The sequence below is a fragment of the Metabacillus sp. 22489 genome (assembly GCF_052044855.1).
Classification (GTDB): Bacteria; Bacillota; Bacilli; order Bacillales; family Bacillaceae; genus Metabacillus; species Metabacillus niabensis.
The window spans coordinates 93,215-117,390 of record NZ_JBQENT010000009.1 but is presented as its reverse complement, the minus strand read 5'-3'; the positions used below and the strand labels follow the sequence as shown (position 1 = coordinate 117,390).

At 34.5% G+C, this 24,176-nt stretch carries 24 protein-coding genes; all 24 read left to right on the top strand.

The window, feature by feature from the left end; all coding sequences use genetic code 11:
• Positions 1 to 547 precede the first annotated feature (547 nt).
• The 24 genes from der (at position 548) to ACTJJ9_RS07945 (ending at position 24,172) form a co-directional block, all read left to right on the top strand.
• Positions 548 to 1,858, top strand: a complete 1,311-nt coding sequence (der, locus tag ACTJJ9_RS08060; RefSeq protein WP_212591226.1) for a ribosome biogenesis GTPase Der — start codon at positions 548 to 550, stop codon at positions 1,856 to 1,858.
• A 62-nt stretch (positions 1,859 to 1,920) separates the two neighbouring features.
• Positions 1,921 to 2,952 (top strand): NAD(P)H-dependent glycerol-3-phosphate dehydrogenase, encoded by a 1,032-nt coding sequence (locus ACTJJ9_RS08055; protein ID WP_095301117.1) that lies wholly within the window; start codon positions 1,921 to 1,923, stop codon positions 2,950 to 2,952.
• A 714-nt stretch (positions 2,953 to 3,666) separates the two neighbouring features.
• The gene (locus ACTJJ9_RS08050) at positions 3,667 to 3,870 is read left to right on the top strand and encodes a DUF2768 domain-containing protein (protein ID WP_145581543.1); all 204 of its coding nucleotides are present in this window, start codon (positions 3,667 to 3,669) and stop codon (positions 3,868 to 3,870) included.
• A gap of 24 nt (positions 3,871 to 3,894) precedes the next feature.
• On the top strand, positions 3,895 to 4,617 hold the full coding sequence (locus ACTJJ9_RS08045; RefSeq protein WP_095301119.1) for a hypothetical protein: 723 nt from the start codon (positions 3,895 to 3,897) through the stop codon (positions 4,615 to 4,617).
• A gap of 221 nt (positions 4,618 to 4,838) precedes the next feature.
• Entirely contained in the window at positions 4,839 to 6,317 is a 1,479-nt protein-coding gene (gene spoIVA / locus ACTJJ9_RS08040) for a stage IV sporulation protein A (RefSeq protein WP_095301120.1), read from the top strand.
• Between the two features lie 605 nt (positions 6,318 to 6,922).
• Positions 6,923 to 7,201, top strand: coding sequence for a non-specific DNA-binding protein Hbs (hbs, locus tag ACTJJ9_RS08035; protein ID WP_034332307.1), 279 nt, complete (start codon positions 6,923 to 6,925; stop codon positions 7,199 to 7,201).
• A 251-nt stretch (positions 7,202 to 7,452) separates the two neighbouring features.
• A complete protein-coding gene (gene folE, locus ACTJJ9_RS08030; RefSeq protein WP_095301123.1) occupies positions 7,453 to 8,019 on the top strand; it encodes a GTP cyclohydrolase I FolE in 567 nt (188 codons plus the stop codon).
• A 106-nt stretch (positions 8,020 to 8,125) separates the two neighbouring features.
• Positions 8,126 to 8,350 (top strand): trp RNA-binding attenuation protein MtrB, encoded by a 225-nt coding sequence (gene mtrB, locus ACTJJ9_RS08025; protein WP_095301124.1) that lies wholly within the window; start codon positions 8,126 to 8,128, stop codon positions 8,348 to 8,350.
• A gap of 406 nt (positions 8,351 to 8,756) precedes the next feature.
• Complete coding sequence (locus ACTJJ9_RS08020) at positions 8,757 to 9,506, top strand: heptaprenyl diphosphate synthase component 1 (protein ID WP_141231533.1); 750 nt, start codon at positions 8,757 to 8,759, stop codon at positions 9,504 to 9,506.
• Complete coding sequence (locus ACTJJ9_RS08015) at positions 9,506 to 10,225, top strand: demethylmenaquinone methyltransferase (protein WP_095301126.1); 720 nt, start codon at positions 9,506 to 9,508, stop codon at positions 10,223 to 10,225. The genes ACTJJ9_RS08020 and ACTJJ9_RS08015 overlap by 1 nt, the downstream gene beginning before the upstream one ends.
• 164 nt (positions 10,226 to 10,389) lie before the next feature.
• On the top strand, positions 10,390 to 11,352 hold the full coding sequence (gene hepT / locus ACTJJ9_RS08010; protein WP_145581542.1) for a heptaprenyl diphosphate synthase component II: 963 nt from the start codon (positions 10,390 to 10,392) through the stop codon (positions 11,350 to 11,352).
• A gap of 112 nt (positions 11,353 to 11,464) precedes the next feature.
• Positions 11,465 to 11,917, top strand: coding sequence for a nucleoside-diphosphate kinase (gene ndk, locus ACTJJ9_RS08005; protein WP_095301128.1), 453 nt, complete (start codon positions 11,465 to 11,467; stop codon positions 11,915 to 11,917).
• Positions 11,918 to 12,070: 153 nt separating this feature from the next.
• A complete protein-coding gene (locus tag ACTJJ9_RS08000; protein ID WP_145581541.1) occupies positions 12,071 to 12,856 on the top strand; it encodes a CheR family methyltransferase in 786 nt (261 codons plus the stop codon).
• A gap of 75 nt (positions 12,857 to 12,931) precedes the next feature.
• A complete protein-coding gene (gene aroC, locus ACTJJ9_RS07995; protein WP_095301130.1) occupies positions 12,932 to 14,104 on the top strand; it encodes a chorismate synthase in 1,173 nt (390 codons plus the stop codon).
• Positions 14,104 to 15,201 carry a 3-dehydroquinate synthase gene (gene aroB, locus ACTJJ9_RS07990; RefSeq protein ID WP_145581540.1) on the top strand — a complete coding sequence of 366 codons (1,098 nt, stop codon included), beginning with the start codon at positions 14,104 to 14,106 and terminating at the stop codon, positions 15,199 to 15,201. Before aroC ends, aroB begins: the two co-directional genes overlap by 1 nt.
• Positions 15,194 to 15,559 (top strand): chorismate mutase, encoded by a 366-nt coding sequence (gene aroH, locus ACTJJ9_RS07985; RefSeq protein WP_095301132.1) that lies wholly within the window; start codon positions 15,194 to 15,196, stop codon positions 15,557 to 15,559. Before aroB ends, aroH begins: the two co-directional genes overlap by 8 nt.
• A 311-nt stretch (positions 15,560 to 15,870) precedes the next feature.
• Positions 15,871 to 17,412: an anthranilate synthase component I gene (gene trpE / locus ACTJJ9_RS07980; RefSeq protein ID WP_095301133.1), complete on the top strand. Its 1,542-nt coding sequence runs from the start codon at positions 15,871 to 15,873 to the stop codon at positions 17,410 to 17,412.
• Positions 17,384 to 18,400, top strand: coding sequence for an anthranilate phosphoribosyltransferase (trpD, locus tag ACTJJ9_RS07975; protein WP_145581539.1), 1,017 nt, complete (start codon positions 17,384 to 17,386; stop codon positions 18,398 to 18,400). The genes trpE and trpD overlap by 29 nt, the downstream gene beginning before the upstream one ends.
• Positions 18,393 to 19,157, top strand: coding sequence for an indole-3-glycerol phosphate synthase TrpC (gene trpC, locus ACTJJ9_RS07970; RefSeq protein ID WP_145581538.1), 765 nt, complete (start codon positions 18,393 to 18,395; stop codon positions 19,155 to 19,157). Before trpD ends, trpC begins: the two co-directional genes overlap by 8 nt.
• Positions 19,150 to 19,803, top strand: coding sequence for a phosphoribosylanthranilate isomerase (locus ACTJJ9_RS07965; RefSeq protein ID WP_145581537.1), 654 nt, complete (start codon positions 19,150 to 19,152; stop codon positions 19,801 to 19,803). The genes trpC and ACTJJ9_RS07965 overlap by 8 nt, the downstream gene beginning before the upstream one ends.
• On the top strand, positions 19,787 to 21,013 hold the full coding sequence (gene trpB, locus ACTJJ9_RS07960) for a tryptophan synthase subunit beta (RefSeq protein WP_145581536.1): 1,227 nt from the start codon (positions 19,787 to 19,789) through the stop codon (positions 21,011 to 21,013). Before ACTJJ9_RS07965 ends, trpB begins: the two co-directional genes overlap by 17 nt.
• Positions 20,979 to 21,770, top strand: a complete 792-nt coding sequence (trpA, locus tag ACTJJ9_RS07955; protein ID WP_095301138.1) for a tryptophan synthase subunit alpha — start codon at positions 20,979 to 20,981, stop codon at positions 21,768 to 21,770. Before trpB ends, trpA begins: the two co-directional genes overlap by 35 nt.
• Before the next feature lie 102 nt (positions 21,771 to 21,872).
• Positions 21,873 to 22,958 carry a histidinol-phosphate transaminase gene (gene hisC / locus ACTJJ9_RS07950; RefSeq protein ID WP_095301139.1) on the top strand — a complete coding sequence of 362 codons (1,086 nt, stop codon included), beginning with the start codon at positions 21,873 to 21,875 and terminating at the stop codon, positions 22,956 to 22,958.
• 110 nt (positions 22,959 to 23,068) lie between these two features.
• Positions 23,069 to 24,172: a prephenate dehydrogenase gene (locus ACTJJ9_RS07945; RefSeq protein WP_095301140.1), complete on the top strand. Its 1,104-nt coding sequence runs from the start codon at positions 23,069 to 23,071 to the stop codon at positions 24,170 to 24,172.
• The last annotated feature ends 4 nt before the right edge of the window (positions 24,173 to 24,176 follow it).

Genomic DNA, 24,176 nt, shown 5'->3' with positions numbered 1-24,176 from the left:
TAATTCGAATTTTATCCTTAGAAGCTTAAAGGAATCTCCGCTTGCACTTTTTTGTTATGAGCAAACTTTGCAGCGAAAATCTAAACAAGTCTGCACATACACTGTATGATGATTGTAGGTGTGGGTCATTATAAAAATAATGATTGCAATATTTCATACATAACATAGATATTTTGGACAGGCTTCAACTAATAGCAAACTTATGTAATAGTGTTCATGGTAAAAAAGTAAGGCTCTTTACTAAAAATTTGTTGTTTTTAGTACTAACTTTATAAGGGTTGATTGGAATCGGAGCGTAAGTGCGAGAATCCTGCGGGATGTGTGGGAGAGGTTAATCTTGAGCAGGTATTTTCACTGAGGAAGCTCACCACCCACCCCGCGGAAAGCAAGTCTGCACGAGGAAATCAACGACGAACGACTACACTGTAAAAAAAGTAACAAAGTTTGCGAAAACAGCCAATTATTTTTACTTATTAAAGTTAACAAACAAAATCTCAAAAATTCTATTTAGACATATATAGAATGAATTTAAGAAAGGGTGAAGGGTATGGCAAAACCTGTTGTCGCGATTGTTGGCCGTCCTAATGTAGGGAAATCGACAATTTTTAATCGAATTGCAGGAGAGAGAATTTCTATTGTAGAAGATGTACCAGGAGTAACTAGAGATCGAATTTATAGTTCAGGAGAATGGTTAAACTATCAATTCAATCTAATTGATACAGGTGGAATTGATATTGGGGATGAACCATTCTTATCGCAAATTAGACATCAGGCTGAAATTGCTATTGAAGAAGCAGATGTTATTATTTTCTTAACTAATGTTCGTGAAGGTGTAACTGCCGCAGATGAAGAAGTTGCAAAGATATTATATCGTTCAAATAAACCTGTTGTTCTTGCGGTGAATAAAGTTGATAATCCTGAAATGAGAGCAAACATTTATGATTTTTATTCATTAGGATTTGGAGAGCCATTTCCAATCTCAGGATCCCATGGATTAGGTTTAGGAGATTTATTAGATGAGGTCGCGAAAAACTTTAAAAATTTAGGGACAGAAGATTATGATGACTCAACGATCAAATTTTCTTTAATTGGTCGTCCTAATGTCGGGAAATCATCATTAGTAAATGCTATTTTAGGTGAAGAACGTGTCATCGTAAGTGATATTGCCGGAACTACACGTGATGCAATTGATACTGTGTATAAATATGAGGGTCAAGAGTTTGTCATTATTGATACAGCAGGAATGAGAAAAAAAGGGAAAGTGTATGAAACTACTGAGAAATACAGTGTTCTTCGTGCTCTTAAGGCGATAGATCGTTCAGATGTTATTTTAGTAGTACTTAATGGAGAAGAAGGTATCATTGAGCAGGATAAGCATATTGCAGGTTATGCTCATGAAGCAGGAAAATCTGTTGTTATAGTAGTGAATAAATGGGATGCTGTAGAAAAAGATGAACGGACAATGAAAGAATTTGAAGAAAATATTCGAGATCATTTCAAGTTTTTAGATTATGCTCCAATTGTGTTTTTATCAGCGATCACAAAGAAACGGATTCATACATTAATGCCAAAAATAATTCTTGCGAGTGAAAATCATTCAAGAAGAGTCCAAACGAATGTATTAAATGACGTCGTAATGGATGCGGTCGCAATGAATCCAACTCCAACACATAAAGGAAAAAGATTAAAAATCTTCTATACTGCACAAGTAGCTGTAAAACCACCTACTTTTGTTGTGTTTGTTAATGACCCTGAACTTATGCATTTTTCGTATGAACGATTTTTAGAAAATCGAATTCGCGATGCTTTTGAGTTTGAAGGAACTCCAATTAAAATTTTTGCAAGGGAAAGAAAATAATTGATAGTAAAGGGTAATGCATCAAAAATGGGTTACCCTTTTTTAGAAAAGGAGGTGTTACTATGGAACAAATAACAGTATTAGGTGCCGGTAGCTGGGGTACGGCATTAGCAATTGTGCTTGCTGATAACGGACATCATGTGAAGTTATGGGGCCATCGTCCAGAAGCGATTGAAGAATTGAATCGTACGAGAAGAAACGAAAAATATCTACCAGGTATTGAATTACCAAGTAATATAACAGGTTATTCAAATTTAAGAGAAAGTCTTGAAGAGGTACAAACCATTGTTTTAGCCGTTCCAACAAAGGCTATTCGCGATGTTCTTAAAGACATATCAAGCATGTTAGAAAAAGAAATGACGATTGTTCATGTTAGTAAGGGGATAGAACCAAATACATTAATGCGTATTTCGGAGATAATTGAAGAGGAAATGCCTTCTCATTTATTAAAAGATGTCGTCGTATTATCTGGACCAAGTCATGCGGAAGAAGTAAGCAGACGACATATTACAACAGTTACCTCATCATCAAAAAATATGGAAGCTGCAGAATACATACAGGATTTATTTATGAACCAACATTTTCGGGTGTATACGAATCCAGATGTTATTGGCGTCGAAATTGGTGGAGCTTTAAAAAATATTATTGCGTTAGCAGCGGGTATCACAGATGGACTTGGATATGGTGATAATGCAAAAGCAGCTCTCATTACTAGAGGGCTTGCGGAAATTGCTCGATTAGGAAGTAAAATGGGAGGGAATCCTCTTACGTTTTCTGGGTTAACAGGTATAGGGGATTTAATTGTTACATGTACAAGTGTCCATTCTCGTAACTGGAGAGCAGGACATTTACTTGGTAAGGGACAAAACCTAGATGAAGTATTAGATAATATGGGAATGGTCGTTGAGGGAGTTCGTACTACAAAGGCTGCTTACCAACTGGCGAAAAAATACAATGTAATGATGCCAATTACAGAAGCGTTATATGAAGTCTTATTCAATGGACAGTCACCTAAGGTAGCGGTTGATTCATTAATGGCTCGAGTAAAAACACATGAAATGGAAGATCTCGTGAATATTATGGAGAATCGCTAAAAGATATATTCTTTCAGTAAGCTAAATTTTCTTTGGTGATGAAAAATATGTAGTTGATAAAAGAAGTATTTTATTATTGATGTGACCATCATGACATATATGGCATACTATAAGAAGAATAATTCTAAGGGTAATAATATATCCGATAAGGTATAAACTGCGTTCACAAAAAAAACGGGAATTTATGTATTGGTGGTTTTTTCCTTGGTTGCCTGAACACTATACCTTTCTTGTGAAGTTTACATGACATTTCTAGGCATTAGAGGATACAAAATCATTAAAAACCGCATAATATGCAACGTAGTTAATTAAGAGTTGTTCTTATGTTGGGTACAATTTAGTCATTCACCTTGCTGAAGTAAAGTTCGTCCCCTCTTTACTTCAGTTTTTTTTTCATTTTTAGTACTATAGGATCTGTATTGTAAACGCCTTCTGATTAAAGGGGATTTGAGCTATGACCTTTGGACAAGCATACTAAAGTATATTATAATCTACAAAGAGTGTACGTAAATGGGAACGGAGAAGAAGATTGACAGGCAATGAAGAGGAAATATAAAAATTTAAATTATAATTTAAAGGTGTAAAAAAATCTGAACATTTATTTAGTAAAATATTTTTATTTAGCTTTTCAATATAAAAAATTTAAAAATGCTTTTTCAGCTGTTTTAATAGCTGAATTAAGCGCTTTTTCTTTGCTTTTAGGAGGGGAACGCTATGAGTATTGCTTTAATGAAAATGTGGATTTCATTTGCTTCTATGGGGTTTATGTTTATTGCTATCATATTAATCTATTTGAGTCGTTTCAAACTTAAAAACGGAATAATTAAAAATATAGTAACATTATTTGCCTATATTTTTATGATTCTAGCAGGAATAATCATACTTTTTGTTGTTTTTAGTGGACCTGTATCTGAATAAAACGGTAAAAGGAAGTTGTTAACGATGAAGTGTTTGAAAATGTTACCTATAATTATAGGCTGTGCATTACTTGCTGGTTGTTTATACCCTGACGATAAATTACAAAAGAATACAATTCCCTATGAGGATCAAATTGCTGCTGTTCAAAGTTCAGTTAACAAATTTCAAGAGGATACAGATGGGCTATTACCAATAAAAACAAGGGACATGTCAACACCTATTTATCAAAAATATCCAATCGATTTTTCGGCCATTTCACCTAAATACATAGCCGAACCACCAGGAACGGCCTTTGAAAGTGGGGGAGTCTATCTTTACGTCTTAGTCGATGTTGAAGAAAACCCAACAGTTAAGTTAATTGATATTCGCATATCTGAAGCAATACAAGAGCTAAAGCTTAGACTTGATGTATATCGTCAATCGAATGGGTATCCACCATTTAAAGAGAAGATAACTGATAATGTATATACTCTAGATTATGATAAGCTTGGATATAATGAACCACCAACTGTTCAAAGTCCCTTTTCAGGAGAATATTTGCCATTTGTCATAGATACTAATGCTGAAGTTTATGTAGATTATCGAATTGATTTGTATAAGGCGCTAGAATCAAATGACCATAATTTTAAAACAGGTGATGATATTAGAGATATTTTAGTGTCAAATAGTCACTTTGTTCCAGTTTATTCGCTTCCGTATACAATAAATGATAAAGGTGAACCAGTATTTTATGTTGAAAAGAAATAAAAAAATAGATAAATAAGTCATGAACCCTTCTTTTAAGAATAAACTTTAAAAGAAGGGTTTTCTTTTACGCTTAAGTAATGGATTAAGAATGATATATGAATGATGGTAGAAAAAAATTTGTTAGCTAAGTCATAAATAAATAGGACAACATCATACATATATAGAGTCCTATAGATGACGGATAAGCTTTATCCCAAATTGTAAAATCGGGAGGGGATCACTTGGAAAAAGTAGATATTTTCAAGGATATCGCTGAACGAACTGGTGGCGATATATATTTAGGAGTAGTTGGTGCAGTAAGAACAGGTAAATCTACTTTTATTAAGAAGTTTATGGAGCTAGTTGTTTTACCTAATATTGAAAACGAATCAGATAAAGCTAGAGCTCAAGACGAATTACCACAAAGTGCAGCTGGTAAAACGATTATGACAACTGAGCCTAAATTTGTCCCAAATCAAGCTGTTTCAATCCATGTTGGTGAGGGACTTGACGTCAATATTAGATTAGTAGATTGTGTAGGTTATACTGTACCAGGAGCTAAAGGATATGAGGATGAAAATGGGCCAAGAATGATTAATACACCTTGGTATGAAGAACCAATACCTTTTCATGAAGCTGCAGAAATTGGAACTCGTAAAGTGATACAAGAACATTCTACAATCGGATGTGTCATTACAACTGACGGTTCTATTGGGGATATACCTCGGGCAGACTACTTAGAGGCTGAAGCAAGGGTCATTGACGAGCTAAAAGAGGTAGGAAAACCGTTTATTATGATTATTAATACCGTAAGACCGCACCATCCGGAAACAGAAGCCCTTCGACAATCTTTAAATGAAAAATATGATATTCCTGTACTTGCAATGAGTGTAGAAAGTATGAGGGAGTCAGATGTATTAAATGTATTAAGAGAATCATTATATGAATTCCCAGTATTAGAGGTAAATGTTAATTTGCCAAGCTGGGTCATGGTATTAAGAGAAAATCATTGGTTAAGAGAAAGCTATCAAGAAGCAGTACAAGATACAGTGAAAGATATTAAAAGGTTAAGAGATGTTGATCGTGTTGTAGGACAGTTTAGTGAGTATGATTTTATTAATAAAGCGAGTCTTGCTGGAATAGAAATGGGTCAAGGGATAGCTGAGATTGACTTATATGCTCCTGATGATTTATACGATCAAATTTTAAAAGAAGTAGTAGGCGTTGAAATTCGTGGTAAGGATCATCTATTACAACTAATGCAGGATTTCGCCTATGCTAAAGCAGAATATGATCAAGTTGCTGATGCCTTAAAAATGGTCAAACAAACTGGATATGGAATTGCCGCACCTGCACTGACGGATATGAGCCTTGATGAACCAGAAATTATCCGACAAGGTTCAAGGTTTGGTGTAAGATTAAAGGCTGTAGCTCCATCAATCCATATGATTAAGGTTGATGTGGAATCAGAATTCGCACCAATTATTGGAACTGAAAAGCAATCAGAGGAATTAGTTCGATATTTAATGCAAGACTTTGAAGATAATCCATTATCAATTTGGAATTCTGATATTTTTGGTCGCAGCTTAAGTTCAATTGTTCGTGAGGGAATTCAGGCTAAATTATCCCTAATGCCTGAAAATGCTCGATACAAACTGAAAGAAACTCTAGAAAGAATCATTAATGAAGGATCCGGTGGATTAATAGCCATCATACTATAACCTTAAGACCTCCCTAAAAAGAGGTCTTTTTCTTTTTTGCTGGTGGATAGGCTAATCTTTTTCGAAATTTCTCTTAAGAAGCAGCCTTTAAAAAATCAATCTGAAAAATTCAAACAATTATTTGGAAGGGACTATCGTGAAGAGCATAGTTTTATGAAATTCTTGAAAAAAGTTGAAAGTTTAGTTAAAGTAAGAAAAATTATATTGAAAAACAGAAAATTTCAAAAAAAATTATTATTACAATTAGATTAAATATATTAATAAAATAATTCAGTAAATTTGTTAAAAATAGTCGGAATAAGATAAAAATGGAACGAATGTTTGTAAATTTGAGTTAAAGTGTTGATATTAATGGATTTTTCTTATGAATTAACTTGATTCACACGATTTATTATGATAATCTTTTAAAGAAATAATTTTCTCTGTTGGTCGATTCTTCCTAAAACACCAATATTCATGATGAAAATGATTGAATTATGTAATAAAATCATATAAGATAAGCGTGTTGAGTGTAATTTTATATTCTATGATGTATAGAATTTAACAAAACTGTGAAGAAATGAAGACTAATAAGAGTCCATCCCTTTTGGGAGGAGGTGAAAGGCATGAATAAAACAGAACTTATCAACGCAGTAGCTGAAGCTAGTGAATTATCTAAAAAAGACGCAACAAAAGCAGTTGATGCTGTTTTCGATACAATTTTAGATGCACTAAAAGACGGTGATAAAGTACAACTTATCGGTTTTGGTAACTTCGAGGTTCGTGAGCGTGCTGCTCGTAAAGGACGTAATCCTCAAACTGGTGAAGAAATCGAAATCGCTGCAAGCAAGGTGCCTGCTTTCAAACCAGGTAAAGCGCTTAAAGACGCAGTTGCAGGAAAATAAGTTAAGTTTGTCATGTAATGTCTAAGTTACATACAATCGTTAAGCCCCTTATCTAAGGGGCTTTTCATATTAAAATGAGAAAAAACATAAAATTAAGCTTAAGGTATAGGGAAAATCAAGCTAGTGAAGCTTGTTAGCATGTATTGATTAATTCTTGATTTGCCTCGACTACTAATTATAGACTGCATTTTTGCTTTTAGCTGTGAACATATGCTAGAATCTGTATTAAAAGCACTTTCAGGAGGAAAGTAATGGGACAGGTTGACTTAAAAAAGATTGAGCATGCAGTAACACTAATTTTAGAAGCAATAGGTGAGGACCCTTCCCGTGAAGGTTTATTAGACACACCTAAGCGTGTAGCAAAAATGTATGAGGAAGTTTTTAGCGGTCTTAATGAAGATCCTGCTGAGCATTTTAAAACAATCTTTGGTGAGAAGCATGAGGAATTAGTTTTAGTAAAGGATATATCTTTCTTTTCGATGTGTGAACATCATTTAGTTCCCTTTTTTGGTCAAGCGCATGTTGCCTATATTCCAAAGGGAGGAAAGGTTACAGGACTTAGTAAACTCGCTCGTGCGGTAGAAGCTGTTGCAAAAAGACCACAGCTACAAGAAAGAATAACTTCGTCTATAGCAGATAGTATTGTTCATTCACTTGAGCCTTATGGAGTAATGGTTGTGGTTGAGGCTGAACATATGTGTATGACAATGAGAGGTGTAAAAAAGCCGGGAGCTAAAACAGTTACTTCTGCTGTTAGAGGAGTATTTCTAAAAGATGAAGCTGCAAGAGCAGAGGTTTTATCATTGATTAAACGTTAGATATTGACTTAAGCAGTAAAAGCAATTTTTAATATGAATGAATCATTACATAATGTTAATATAGATAAGATATAAATAAAACATAAAAAATCAGGGCGGTGCAAGAATGAATCCAAAAAATGACTATGTTGTCATAAAAGCAATTGAAGACGGTGTAAATGTAATTGGGCTTACTAGAGGTTCTGATACAAGATTTCACCATTCTGAAAAATTAGATAAAGGCGAAGTTATGATAGCTCAATTCACAGAGCATACGTCTGCAATTAAAGTTAGAGGAAAAGCACTTATTCAAACAGCAATTGGCGAGTTAGAAAGTGAGGCAAAAAAATAAGCAGGTCATCCTGCTTAATTTTGCATTTATTTATGTTTGCCTATCGGTATTTTAAGGTGGCTTATGTTGTAGGAGCTGGAGCCGTACAAGACTCGATATGCTCTTATTTTTTTGTCATTCTTCATGCATCATTGACACTAAAATAGGAAAACTTATATCAACCCATAAAATGATTTTAAACGATCTAATGGTCATCTATATGTTATAATGAATTTGTTTAATTTTAATCATCATACGTTTTTTGAATATGGAAGTTAGCGAAAAGTATCCTTTCATTGCTACCATCCGATCATGATTATATACCTATTGGTTCATCATGTGTTATTCATAGAGAGAGAATGTTAAATTGGGGACAAGGGTGATATATTTGCAGGACATCTATGTAAAATTATCGGAAATCAAATTAATGATCCAAAAAAAGATTCGTCATTCCTTAGTGGAGAAGTATATACCTTCACCAACGATTGATGAGGATAAACTGTTGCTTTTATATGCAATTTTTGATGAGATAGATCTTTCTATTAGTAAAAAAGAAAGCTATATCGTGACAGTCATGCTTGTTCAAATTGCCCTAGACACACATGACAAAGTGACGAATCATCGTGATGCGGAATCAACCGAATTTATTCAGAGACAAATAACAGCTTTAGCAGGTGATTACTATAGTGGGTTATATTATTTGTTGCTATCTGAATTAAAGGACATCAAAATGATTCGAACGTTAGCAGAAGCAATTAAGGAGATTAATGAACATAAAATTAAACTCTATCATGATAAAGTGTTAACTCAGCAAGCAAAAATGGAAAGTGAGCTTATTGTTGAAACTACTTTGTTTCAAAAGGTTACCGAACATTATAATCTCGACTTTTGGAGCTTGTTTTCAAAGAAGTTTCTAACATATAAAAAGCTATCTCATGAAAAATTTCATAATGAAGACGGGCAAAGCAATCTAGGCATGATTATTAATAAAGAACCATTCCCAATTAGCTCCTTTAAAAAAGCATATGAATCATTTTATGAAGAAACGGCATCTTTGCTTGATGTTTGTTTATTTAAGACACCTTCGATAAAAGATATATTGTTTAAACGACTACAAAATATTCGTTTTGATGGAACATTACATTATAATAAGACAGTGGAAGAAGGTTTGTCATAATGCAACAATCGAAAGAAGAAAGAGTCCATAGTGTTTTTGAGAAAATATATCAAAACTATGACCAAATGAATTCCGTTATTAGTTTCCAAAGACATAAAGCCTGGAGAAAAGAAACGATGAAAAGAATGCAAGTGAAACCAGGTCAAAAGGCTTTAGATGTCTGCTGTGGTACCGCTGATTGGAGTATCGCACTAGCTAATGAAGTGGGGAAAAATGGAGAAGTATTTGGTTTGGATTTTAGTGAGAATATGTTAAAGGTCGGCAAACAAAAGGTTGAAAATTTAGGTTTAGCAAATGTGACATTGCTACACGGTAATGCAATGGAGCTTCCTTTTGAGGACAATTCATTTGATTTTGTTACTATAGGGTTTGGATTAAGGAATGTTCCAGATTATATGCAAGTATTGAAGGAAATGAATCGTGTACTAAAGCCAGGCGGTAAGGCTGTATGCTTGGAAACCTCACAACCTACTGCACCTGTTTTCAAGCAATTTTTTGCAATATATTTCCGGTATATAATGCCGTTATTTGGAAAAGTATTCGCTAAAAGCTACAAAGAGTATTCATGGCTACAAGAATCTGCACGAAATTTTCCTGGGATGAAAGAGCTAGCAAAAATGTTTGAAATAGCAGGATTTGAACATGTTCAAATAAAATCATTTACAGGTGGAGTTGCAGCAATGCATTTAGGAATAAAGCCGAAAGAAAATGTACAATAAATAGTTAATGCTTAATTAGGTAGATATAGGAAATACAATGTGAAAGATAATGCATTATACATATCAAGATGATATATGTGATGGGGAGAAACACAGTTTAGTTTGGCTATTTGTAACGGATGGTAAAACAGGATCGACCAATAAGATGTATTAAGGTGAAAAGTATGAAATTTAAATCATTGTATTCATTTCTGAATACTGATCTTTCAATTATTGAACGTGAACTTGAAAAAACAGCCGCTTCAGAACATCCACTTATTAAAGAAGCGAATATGGAGTTGTTACAAGCTGGGGGAAAAAGGATTAGACCTGTTTTTGTACTTCTATCATCAATGTTTGGACAATATGATATCAATGTTGTGAAACATGTGGCAGTTGCTCTAGAAACGATTCATATGGCGTCACTTGTGCATGACGATGTAATTGACGATGCTGAATTACGGAGAGGTAAGCCAACAGTTAAAGCTAAATGGGATAATCGAGTTGCAATGTATACAGGTGATTATCTATTAGCTAGATCATTAGAAGTTATGACAAAAATAGAAAATCCACTTGCACATCAAATACTTTCAAAAACAATTGTTGAGGTTTGTCTAGGAGAATTGGAACAGATAAAAGATAAATATTGTTTTGAACAATCACTACGAACCTATTTAAAACGGATTAAACGCAAGACCGCTCTATTAATTGCAGTTAGCTGTCAGTTAGGAGCTATCTCAACAGGAGCATCTGAAGAAATACATAGAAAGCTTTATTGGTTTGGTTATTTTGTAGGAATGTCATTTCAAATAACAGATGATATATTAGATTTTACATCAACAGAAGAGGCGCTTGGAAAGCCTGTTGGAAGTGATCTTTTACAAGGGAATATTACACTTCCTGTATTATTTGCTCTTCAAGATCCAACTATGAAGTCGGAAATTGAAAGAATATCAAATAAAACAACTCCTGAAGAAATAAAGCCAATTTTACATAAAATCCTTTCGTCAGATGTTATTGAGAGAGCAGAGAAGGTAAGCGATCTATACCTTCATAAAGCTCTTGCTATCCTAGAGTCATTGCCAAAAAACCGAGCAAAATCAACTCTATTAAGTATTGCAAAATATATCGGAAAACGGAAAACATAATTAGCAACTATTGAAGAACATCATAATGAATTTGCATAACACCTTCCATACATGGTATTATTTTCTTGAAAACCTTAAGCCTATACATAATATATGGAGTGGAGATTGGATGATGGATAAAACATTTTTAATGGTAAAGCCAGATGGGGTCCAAAGGCAAATTATTGGTGATGTTGTTAATCGCTTTGAAAGAAAGGGTTTACAATTAGTAGCGGCTAAACTAATGATGGTTTCAGTTGAGCTCGCCGAAAAGCATTATGGAGAACATAAAGGGAAACCTTTTTATGAGGATTTACTAAAGTTTATTACGTCAGGACCAGTTTTTGCGATGGTATGGCAAGGTGAAAATGTCGTTGAGATTACACGTAAGCTAATAGGAAAAACGAATCCAATGGACGCTGAACCGGGCACTATACGTGGAGATTATTGCTTATATGTTAGCAAAAATATAATTCATGGATCAGATTCACCCGAAAGTGCTAAAAGAGAAATAGCATTATTTTTTCAAGAAAATGAAATTGTTGAATATGAAAAGTTAATAGATAATTGGATATATAAAAGCTAGCCTCGCTAGCTTTTTTTATTTTTGTTAAATCAAATTGCTACATAAGTTTTTATAAAAAATTGCGCAAATTTTTAGATAGATAAGATATACTAGTAATTATTCTAGTAGAGTCAATGACTTTAAAATTGGGAACTTAGATGTAGGAGAGTAGACATGGATACGTACGATCAAGATTATGAGTTTTTTATTAAAAACATTAAGCAAAAATCTGGAATTGATTTATCTTTATACAAAGAAGCACAGATGAAAAGAAGATTAACCTCCTTATATGAAAAGAGAGGATTTACTAACTTTTCGGAATTTTTTAAAGGGATCTCTAATGATAATAATTTATATTATGAATTTTTAGATCGAATGACAATAAATGTGTCAGAATTCTATCGTAATTATAAAAGATGGCAAGTTTTAGAAGAGATGATTCTTCCAAAATTACTTAAAAAGAATAATGGACAACTTAAAGTATGGAGTGCTGCTTGTTCAACAGGTGAGGAGCCTTATACGATAGCGATGGTACTTTCTAACCTAGTTCCGCTAAGTAAGGTGAAAATTATTGCAACTGATATTGATGAAAATGTCATTGCTAGGGCTAAAATAGGTGTTTATCCAGAACGTTCATTAAATGAGGTTCCGTTAGAGATGAAAAAAAAATACTTCACTCAAGAAGGAACGAATTACAAGGTTAGTGAAGAAATTATGAAGGCGGTTCAATTTAAAAAACAAAACCTATTGGCTGATCCGTTTGAATCTCAATTTGATTTAATCGTATGTCGCAATGTGCTTATTTATTTTACAGAAGAGGCAAAAGAACTTTTATATAAAAAATTCAGCGATGCTCTTAAGCAAGATGGTGTATTTTTTGTTGGAAGCACAGAACAAATCTTTAATTCTGAACACTTTAACCTAGCATCAATTGAGACGTTTTTTTATCAAAAGAAATAAATAATCTATGATTTTTCTAACAGTTATGTTATATTGTTACTTAAAAGCGTTAGTGCGTTGAAGGGAGAGAGAGTATTGAGATATTTAACAGCAGGTGAATCTCATGGACCACAATTAACAGCAATTATTGAAGGTGTTCCTTCAGGATTAAATTTTACAGCTGAAGATATTAATAAAGACTTAGCGAGAAGACAAAAGGGGTATGGCCGTGGACGGAGAATGCAAATAGAAAAAGACCAGGTCAAAATTTTAGGTGGAGTAAGACATGGTAAATCTCTAGGTTCACCAATCTCTTTTGTTGTTGAAAATAATGATTGGAAGCATTGGACGAAAATTATGGGTGCGGATCCAATTTCAGCTGAAGAGGAAAAGGAAGTTAAACGTCAAATTACACGACCACGTCCTGGACATGCAGATTTAGTTGGTGCAATGAAATACGGTCATCGCGATATGAGAAATGTTTTAGAACGTTCCTCTGCACGTGAAACGACCGTTCGTGTAGCAGTTGGTTCATTGGCTAAACAAATTTTAGCAGAACTAGGAATTAAGGTAGTAGGGCATGTATTAGAAATAGGTGGAGTAAGGGCTGAAAACAACTCTTATCGGGATGTAGATGAATTATTAGCTATCACTGAAGAATCACCAGTAAGATGTTTCGATCGAGATGTCGAAAAGAAAATGATGGAAGCAATTGACACTGCTAAAGAAAATGGTGACTCGATCGGTGGTGTTGTCGAAGTTGTTGTCGAAGGTTTACCAGCTGGCATCGGAAGCTATGTACATTATGACCGAAAATTAGATAGTAAAATTGCAGGTGCAATTGTTAGCATAAACGCGTTTAAAGGTGTAGAATTTGGCATCGGGTTTGAAGCTGCGCGTAAATTTGGTAGTCAAGTACATGATGAAATTGAATGGTCTGAAGAAAAAGGTTATACACGTAAAACGAATCGTTTAGGTGGATTTGAGGGCGGAATGACAACTGGGATGCCGATTGTTGTTAGAGGCGTTATGAAACCAATTCCAACATTGTATAAACCGTTACAAAGTGTAGATATTGATACGAAGGAACCGTTTACAGCTAGCATTGAACGTTCTGATAGCTGTGCTGTGCCAGCAGCTAGCGTTGTTGCTGAAGCTGTAGTTGCTTGGGAAGTTGCAAATGCTATTGTCGAACAATTTGGAGTAGACCGTATGGATTTAATTAAGGAAAATGTTGAAAAAATGCGCAACTACACGAGGGGATTTTAATGCAATCAATTACAGTCAAAACATCCGTCGATTCGTATCCCGTCATTGTCGGACATAACGTAAAACAAGAAATTCCTAATGTTTTAAAGAAACTATCACCAAGTAAAGTACTAATTGTAACTGATTCTTCCATAGATTCTTTATATGGGGGGGACATTTTTTCATTAGTAAGTAATGAGTGGGAAACGTCAAAGTACGTAATTCCAAGTGGTGAAGCCTCGAAATCATTTGAGATGTTTTATGAGCTGCATACTTTTGCATTAGAAAAAGAATTGGATCGAAAATCTGTGATTATTGCATTTGGTGGTGGTGTTGTTGGTGATTTAACAGGGTTTGTGGCTGCAACATTTATGAGAGGAATACCGTTTATCCAAGTTCCAACAACTTTATTAGCACATGATAGTGCAGTTGGTGGAAAGGTTGCAATTAATCATCCAGAAGGAAAAAATATGATCGGTGCCTTTTATCAACCTAAAGCTGTTATTTATGACACCCTATATTTACAAAGCTTACCAGAAAGTGAAATGAGATCTGGCTTTGCAGAAGTTATCAAGCACTCACTTATTAGAAGTGAATCACTTTATCATTATTTAATATCAGAAATTAAACTAATTGATGATATTACTGAACAGCATCTGCAACGAATGATTCTTGAAGGAATACAAATAAAGGCTGATGTCGTATCGAAGGATGAAAAGGAATTAGGTCTGCGCGCTATATTAAACTATGGTCATACACTTGGTCATGCTGTTGAGGCAGAAGCTGGGTATGGAAAGCTATCCCACGGTGATTCAGTAGCCATTGGTATGTTATTTGCAACTTGGCTAAGCAATAAAAAACTAAATGCTAATTTACCGTATGAGGAGTTAAAAGCTTGGTTTAAAGGTATTGGTTTTCCTATTAATATTCCTGAATCACATTCAACAGAACAACTTATAAATAAAATGAAAAAAGACAAAAAAACAAAATCAAAACAAATTACAATGATTTTATTAAAAAGTATCGGTATAACTACAGAAGAAAAGTTCTCTGATGATGAATTATATTCATTACTTACTGAATGGAGAATGAAAGAACGGAGTGGCATACTTGATTAGGGGTATTCGTGGAGCGATAACGGTTGAAGAAAATGATAGTCATTTAATTTTAGAGGCAACTAGTAAGCTTTTAAAAGATATGATAAAGAAAAATAATATAAATCCGGAAAGAGTTGCACAAGTTATTATGACGGTAACTGACGATTTAGATGCAACTTTTCCTGCAAAAGCACTAAGAGCTATTGAAGGATGGACATATGTACCAGTGATGTGTATGCGAGAAATACCAGTGCCAAATAGCTTAGAAAAATGTATTAGGGTAATGATGACAGTAGAAACGGATGTCAGTCAGGAAAAAATACAGCATGTATATTTAGAAGGTGCTATTTCCCTTAGGCCAGATTTAGCAAGTAAATAGCATAAGGTTTTTATGTAAGGAATTCAATCTTGACAGAAATTGGTTTATTATAATACGATGAAAAGGAAGATTGAATTAGTTTTTAGCAGAGTAGGTAAGCATAGGGTAGTAGAGAATGAGTTAGTTTAGCTGAGGTTTTATTTTATCGGCACAAGTCTACCCAAAAACATATGTTTTTGGGTTTTTTTATAAAATGAAACTGTCATATACATAAAATATGGCATTTCATAAAGATCGATGTGCGAACCAATCTTCATTAGTATAACCTCCTAAATACTCATTCTCCAATTTATTTGGAGGAGTGAGTCATTATGAAAAATACTTCATTTACCACTTTTTGTGAAGATAGTAAACATTATCAAACAATCCCCATTGTCAGGAGTGTGTACTCTGACAAATTTACACCAATCCAATTATTTCAGTTATTTCAAAAGGAAGCTGTTTATTTATTAGAGAGTAAGGATGCCGAATCAAGTTGGTCCCGTTATTCCTTTATAGGATTAAATCCATTTTTGTTTATTGAAGAAGATCGAGGAGAATATTCGATCATTAATAATCAAAGAAAAACTGTTGAAAAGTCGCATTCAATTACAACAATTTTTAAAAATTTACAAAATCTATTAGCTATTAAATTACCAGAGCTGGATATACCTTTTGTAGGTGGAGCAGTTGGTTATATCGGATATGATACCGTTTCAATTATCGAAAAAGTAAATAAGCATGAAACAGATGACTTAAACCAACCAAACTGTTTGTTTTTTGTATGTGAAACAATTATCGCCTTTGATCATCACGAAAAACAGTTATATTTTATCCATTATGAGCGCGTAAACGGTGATGATGCTCCAGAACACCTCAAAGCAATCTATCAATTTGCGGAAGCTAAATTAAATAAATATGTTAGCAAACTAAATCAACAAGTACAGCCAGACAATTTATCAATTGATGGAATAAATGAATTTCAAGTTGATTTTACAAAGATTCGTTCAAACTACGAAAAAAGTAAATTTCTCAGTGATGTTGAAAGGGTTAAGGAATATATTCGAGCTGGTGATATTTTTCAAGGGGTATTATCACAGCGATTTGAAATTCCTATTAAGACAGATGGATTTTCATTATATCGAATTTTGCGAATGGTAAACCCATCACCGTATATGTTTTATATTCGCTTTAATGATACGGAATTGGTTGGCAGCTCTCCTGAGAGATTAATATATATCCAAAATAAGCATTTAGAAATTCATCCAATTGCCGGAACGAGAAGACGTGGAAAGACAGTTCAAGAAGATCTGTTCTTTGAAGAAGAATTGAAAAATGATGAAAAAGAGAAGGCAGAACATTATATGCTAGTGGATTTAGCCCGTAATGACTTAGGAAGAGTTGCTGAGTATGGTTCAGTAACAACTCCTACATTAATGGAAGTTGGACGTTTTTCACACGTTATGCATCTTATTTCAAAAGTTACTGCTAGGCTTAAGGATGATGTTCATCCTATGGATGCGCTACTATCTTCTTTTCCTGCCGGGACTGTGTCAGGTGCTCCAAAAATACGTGCAATGCAAATAATTCAAGAGCTTGAACCTACTGCTAGAGGAAGCTATGCAGGATGTGTCGCATATGTAGGATTTGACGGGAATATAGACTCATGTATAACAATTCGAACAATTACTGTAAAGAATAATATCGCTTATGTGCAAGCAGGGGCTGGTATTGTTGTGGATAGTGTTCCAGAGCTAGAGTGGAAGGAAACTTGTAATAAAGCGAGTGCGCTATTAAAAACAATCCAATTAGCTGAAATGGTATTTACTAAAGGAGGTTTACAAGATGAAAAAGTTGTTAGCTCATTGCATTGAAGGGAAAACATTATCAGAGGAACAAGCAGAACAAGTCATGAACTTAATTATGACGGGTAATGCGACACCTAGTCAAATTGCAAGCCTTGTATCAATTATGAGACTGCGGGGAGAAACGGTCGATGAATTGGTTGGTTTTGCTAAATCGATGAAAAAGCATATGACATCAATAGATTACGAGCATGATGTAGTCGATACTTGTGGTACTGGTGGCGATGGAGCATCAACTTTTAATATATCAACAGCCGCTGCAATTGTTACCTCATCGTTTAAAGTGAAGGTAGCAAAGCATGGTAATCGAGCGTTTACTTCAAAGAGCGGCAGTGCTGATGTTATCGAAACTTTAGGAATAGCAATACAAACAACTCAAGAGGAAGCAATCGCTAATCTTAACAAACAAAATATGAGTTTTTTATTTGCACCAATGTTTCATTCTTCAATGAAACATGTTGTAAATCCACGAAAGGAAATTGGGTTTCGAACGGTTTTTAACTTATTGGGTCCACTGGCTAATCCTGCAAATGCAAAACGACAAGTAATAGGGGTTTACTCAACAGATTATGCGGAAAAAATGGCTGAGGCACTGAAGCGATTAGGTGCAGAGCATGTTTTACTCGTAACTGGACGTGACGGTCTTGATGAAATTTCAATTTCGACTGAAACAGACATCGTCGAATTAAAAAATGGAAACATCACTAGATACGTATTTCATCCTTCAGATGTTGGATTAAAAGAAGGTAATCTTAAAGATTTAAAAGTGTCGAATCCAAAGGAGAGTGCGGAATTAATCGAGCGGATATTTAAAGGATTAGCTCCAGAAAGCGCTGAAAATATAGTTGCGATTAATGCAGCTGCAGCATTATATGTTGCAGGATATATTTCTTTACTTTCAGATGGAGTTATTCTTGCAAAAGAAGCGATTAGAAATGGTGCTGCTATTAAGCAGTTAATGGTCTTACGTAATCAGGTGGAGGAATCTTATGCTTAATAAAATTATTGAATCAAAAAAAGACGAGATTAAACAGTTAGTATTACCTGAGGATTTAAAATTACCTCATAATTCGTTTTATGAAGCGCTCTTAAATCCGAATAGAGATTTAGCATTAATCGCGGAGGTGAAAAAGGCTTCACCGTCAAAAGGTTTGATTAAAGAAAATTTTCATCCTGTGGAGATTGCATTAGCATATGAAAAAGGTGGAGCTGACTGTTTATCAGTACTAACAGATGAGCCGTTTTTTCAAGGCAAAAGAGAATACTTAACAAATGTTAAAAGGTCGGTAAATTTACCGATTTTAAGAAAAGACTTTATTATTGACCACATTCAAATAGAAGAGGCAAGACGGATAGGTGCTGATGCAATATTATTAATTGGAGAAGCACTTGAGCCATCTATGTTAAAGGAACTATATGATCATGCCATAGAAAAAAAATTGGATGTTCTAGTAGAAGTTCATGACCAAACCATTTTAGAACAGGTTTTAAAAATGTTTACACCGAAAATATTAGGTGTTAATAATCGTAATTTAAAAACATTTGAAGTGAATATTAACCAATTGAAAGAGATGGTCCGGATTATTCCTAATGAAACATTGCTTGTAAGTGAAAGTGGACTTTATACGTACGAGGATTTACAATTTGTCAAACAGTTTGGGGCAAAAGCAGTGTTAATTGGGGAATCCCTTATGAGAAAGGAAAACCAAACAATAGCAATTAAACAGTTGTTTGGGGAGGAAATTCATGCATAAACCTTTACTTAAGTATTGTGGTATACGCTCAGAAGCTGATTTAAAAATAGTTGCCGAATCAGCAGCAGATTTTATCGGGTTTATTTTTGCTAATAGTAAGCGAAGAGTAGAACCGGGTAAAGTAAGAGAATGGTTAAAAATAGTTGATGCCTCGTCAAAAAAACTAGTTGCAGTATTTGTTAATCCATCTCAAGCTGAATTACATGATGTGTTGTCCGTTTTACCAATTGATGTTATTCAATTTCATGGAAATGAAAGAATTGAAGATATAATGAGAGTAAAAGAAAAGTTTTCAGGAACGATTTGGAAAGCACTTCATCATCATCCAGAAACTATAGATGAAATGAACGATTATAAGGATGTGGTTGATGGATATGTTATTGACTCACGAATGAAGAATCAGTGGGGTGGAACTGGTATTAGCTTTGATTGGAATGCTGTACCGAATTATCTAGAAATTGCAACAACTTATGAGAAAGTATGTTTTATTGCTGGTGGAGTAAATGAACAAAATATTGATAGATTATTAACTTTAAAACCTCATGGAATTGACTTATCTAGTGGAATTGAAATGAACGATAAAAAAAGCAAAAAAAAGATACAGTTAATAGAAGAAAGGATGTTACAGCATGTCAACTTATCCTGACAAAAATGGACGATACGGAGAATTTGGTGGTAGATTTGTTCCGGAAACATTAATGAGTCCTTTAGCAGAAATTGAAAAAGCACATAATGAAGCTATGAAAGACCCATCTTTTATGGAAGAATATCATTATTTATTAAAAGAATATTCTGGTAGGCCAACGACAGTAACCTATGCAGAAAATGTTACGAAAAAACTCGGTGGAGCAAAAATTTACTTAAAACGCGAGGATTTAAATCATACAGGTGCCCATAAAATTAACAATGCGATAGGTCAAGCTTTGTTGGCAAAAAGAATGGGGAAAACGAAAGTTATTGCAGAAACAGGTGCGGGTCAGCATGGTGTAGCAACAGCAACTGTCGCAGCAAAGTTCGGAATGGAATGCAAGGTGTTTATGGGGGAGGAAGATGTAAAACGCCAACAATTAAATGTATTTCGGATGCAGCTTTTAGGTGCAGAAGTAATCCCTGTTACGAGTGGAAATAAAACATTAAAAGATGCAACAAATGAAGCGATGCGGTACTGGGTACAGCATTGTGAGGATCATTTTTATATTATTGGCTCTGTCGTTGGTCCACATCCATATCCATACATTGTTCGAGAATTCCAGCGAGTCATTGGTGATGAGGCAAAACGCCAATTTCAAGAAATTGAAGGTACGTTACCTACTAAAGTAATGGCATGTGTAGGTGGTGGAAGCAATGCAATTGGAATGTTTGCAGCTTTTATTAATGAGGATGTAGACTTGGTTGCAGTTGAAGCAGCCGGTTTGGGCGTAGATACTGATATGCATGCAGCAACGATTACAAAAGGAACAAAAGGTGTCTTACATGGATCGATGACATATTTATTACAAGATGAATATGGTCAAGTTATTGAACCTTACTCAATTTCAGCAGGGCTTGATTATCCTGGAATTGGTCCAGAGCATGCTCATTTATCTTCGATCGGAAGAGTGAAATATGAATATGCTACTGATAAACAAGCGTTGAATGCCCTTGAATTATTAGCTAAAGAAGAAGGGATATTAGCAGCTATTGAGTCTGCACATGCATTATCGTCCGCTTTCGAACATGCAAAACATATGTCTAGTGAAGAAAGCATCTTAATCTGCCTTTCAGGTCGAGGGGATAAAGATGTTCATACTTTAATGTCTCATTTTACGGAGGAAGAACAAAATGAAAACACTCTTCAAACAACCGTTACAAAATAAATTATTTATTCCATTTATTACAGCTGGTGATCCGGATTCAGAAACGACGATTAGTTTGGCAGTTGCCTTACAAGATGCTGGTGCCTCTGCAATAGAGCTTGGTATTCCATACTCTGATCCAGTAGCAGACGGGCCAGTAATACAAAAGGCATCTAGCCGTGCATTGAAAAATGGGATGAATATTGTAAAAGCGATGAAACTTGTCCCTGAAATGAGGAAAAAAGGCTTAAATATTCCGATTATTCTATTTACGTATTACAATCCTGTGTTACAATTAGAAGAGGAATCCTTTTTCGCTTTACTGCGAGAAAATACAATCGATGGATTACTGATCCCGGATATTCCTTTTGAAGAAAGCGCTGAGTTACGAGCAAAATGTAAGGAGCATTCCATATCCTTTATTTCATTAGTTGCTCCGACTTCCTCAAGTCGTATTAAAATGATCGCAGAAAATGCTGAAGGATTTATTTATTGTGTTTCTTCTTTAGGTGTAACTGGTGTTCGCAATACGTTTGATAGCTCTATTACTGATTTTCTAGAAGAAGTTAAGAGGTATAGCAACGTACCGGTCGTTGTTGGGTTTGGAGTATCAACAAAAGAACAAGTTGAACAATTTGGAAGTATATGTGATGGTGTTGTTGTCGGTAGTGCATTAGTTCGTGAAATTGAAAGGCTCCAACCTTCGTTATTAAATGAGAGTTATCAAGAAGAGGCACTTTCGGAATTTACCTCATTTGCTCGAACATTTAGTGCTTAAAGAACAGATGATGTATACTTGATTTAAAAAATAGTAATGAGCAAAATGATTTCAGAGGGTATTCCCTCTGATTATGTTTTTTAGTAAGGAGAGGTGTTTGTTTTGCATGTAAAAGAGCAGTTACTAACATTAAAACCATATCAACCTGGTAAACCAATTGAAGAAGTAAAAAAAGAATTTAATCTATCAAAAGTTGTTAAGCTAGCTTCAAACGAGAATCCATATGGATGTTCGGAAAAAGCAAAGCAGGCAATTTTATCAGAAATGGAACAATTAGCTATATACCCTGATGGTTATAGTGCACTTCTTCGGACAAAACTAGCAAATCATTTAGGGGTTAGGGAAGAAGAATTAATATTTGGAAATGGCTCAGATGAAGTAGTCCAAATCATTTGTCGAGCATTATTAAGTCCTGAGACTAATACTGTCATGGCTACTCCAACGTTCCCTCAATATAAGCATAATGCAATAATTGAAGGTACAGAAATTCGTGAAGTTCCACTCGTGAATGGGGATCATGACCTTGATGCAATGCTTAATCAAGTTGACGAGAAAACAACGGTTATGTGGGTATGTACACCAAATAACCCAACAGGAACTTATATAAAAGAGAATGTATTGCTAGAATTTTTGCAGAAGGTTCCAAAGCATGTTCTCGTTGTATTAGACGAAGCATACTACGAATATGTGGTAGCTGAGGATTACCCACAAACTATTGAACTACTTAAAGATTATCCTAATATTATTATTTTACGTACGTTTTCTAAAGCATATGGGTTGGCAGCACTTCGTGTAGGGTATGGTATTGCAAATGCAGACTTAATTCGTAAAATTGAACCAGCAAGAGAACCTTTTAACACAAGTAGAATTGGACAAGCAGCTGCAATTGCTGCACTTGATGATGTAGATTTTGTATTAGAATGCAGAGAAAAAAATCAAAAAGGTCTCCAACAGTTTTATCAATTTTGTGAAGAACAGAAATTAGACTATTACCGCTCTGAAGGTAATTTTATCTTGATAGATTTTAATAGAGATTCAGATGAAGTGTTCGGTGCTTTACTTAAAAAAGGTTACATTGTTCGTTCTGGTAATGCTCTTGGATTTCCAACTCACTTGAGAATTACAATTGGAACAGAGCAGCAAAATGCAGAAATTATTGAGGTATTAAAGGAATTTGTTAATCATTGATACCTAAGTCCTCTTTTCATTGGAAGAGAGGACTGCTCTTTATTTTAAATAGTCCAGTTTTCAACCCTTTTATAAAGGCAATCTAAGATAGGCTGAAAAAGGTGATATTGTTGGTTAAAAAGATTTATTTAATCGGATTAGGTTTAATTGGAGGATCAATTGCTCTTTCAATAAAAAAACACGATCCAGCGATCCATATTCTTGGATTTGATATAAACAAGGATCAAGCAAATCTTGCGAAAAAAATTGGGGCAATAGATGAAATTTCCTTTACTCTATTTCCAGATCTTACTGATGTGGATATGATTTTTATTTCGACACCTGTACAACAAACAATTCATATCATTGAACAACTCGAAAACGTTGAGTTAAAAAAAGATGTTATTATAACAGATGTTGGCAGTACGAAAGTGAAAATAGTGGAATGTGCGAATTATTATTTAAATAGTAGAATTAAATTCATAGGCGGACATCCGATGGCTGGGTCGCACAAATCAGGGATTTTAGCAGCTAAACCTCACTTATTTGAAAATGCATTTTACATATTAACTCCTTCTAAATATGTAACCTCGGAGGATCTAAACCAATTAAAGTCTATTTTGTCGGGAACAAAAGCAAATATCATTGAAATGACACCTGAAGAGCATGACAAAGTAACAGGAGTGATAAGTCATTTTCCCCATATTGTTGCTGCAAGTTTAGTGTACCAGGCTGAAAGTTATGAGGAAAATTATCCAATTGTGAAAAGACTTGCTGCAGGCGGATTCCGTGATATTACAAGAATTGCTTCAAGCAATCCTTCGATGTGGCGAGACATTCTTCTCCATAATAAAGGCCCCTTGTTAGAGCTTTTTGATGAATGGATAACTGAAATGGAACGGATCAAACAATATGTGAAGGATGAAGATGCAAATCAGTTGTTTGCTTATTTTGCTCATGCTAAGCAATATCGAGATGAACTTCCCGAAAAGCAGAAGGGAGCAATCCCATCCTTTTATGATTTGTTTGTCGATGTCCCGGATTATCCCGGTATTATATCTGAAATAACAGGATATTTGGCAAAAGAGGAAATCAGTCTAACGAATATACGCATAATCGAAACAAGGGAAGAGATTTATGGTGTATTAAGATTGAGCTTTCAAACAGAACAGGATCGTGAATTAGCGATTAAATGTATTGGCAAATATTCAGACTATGATACATTTATTATTTAACTAC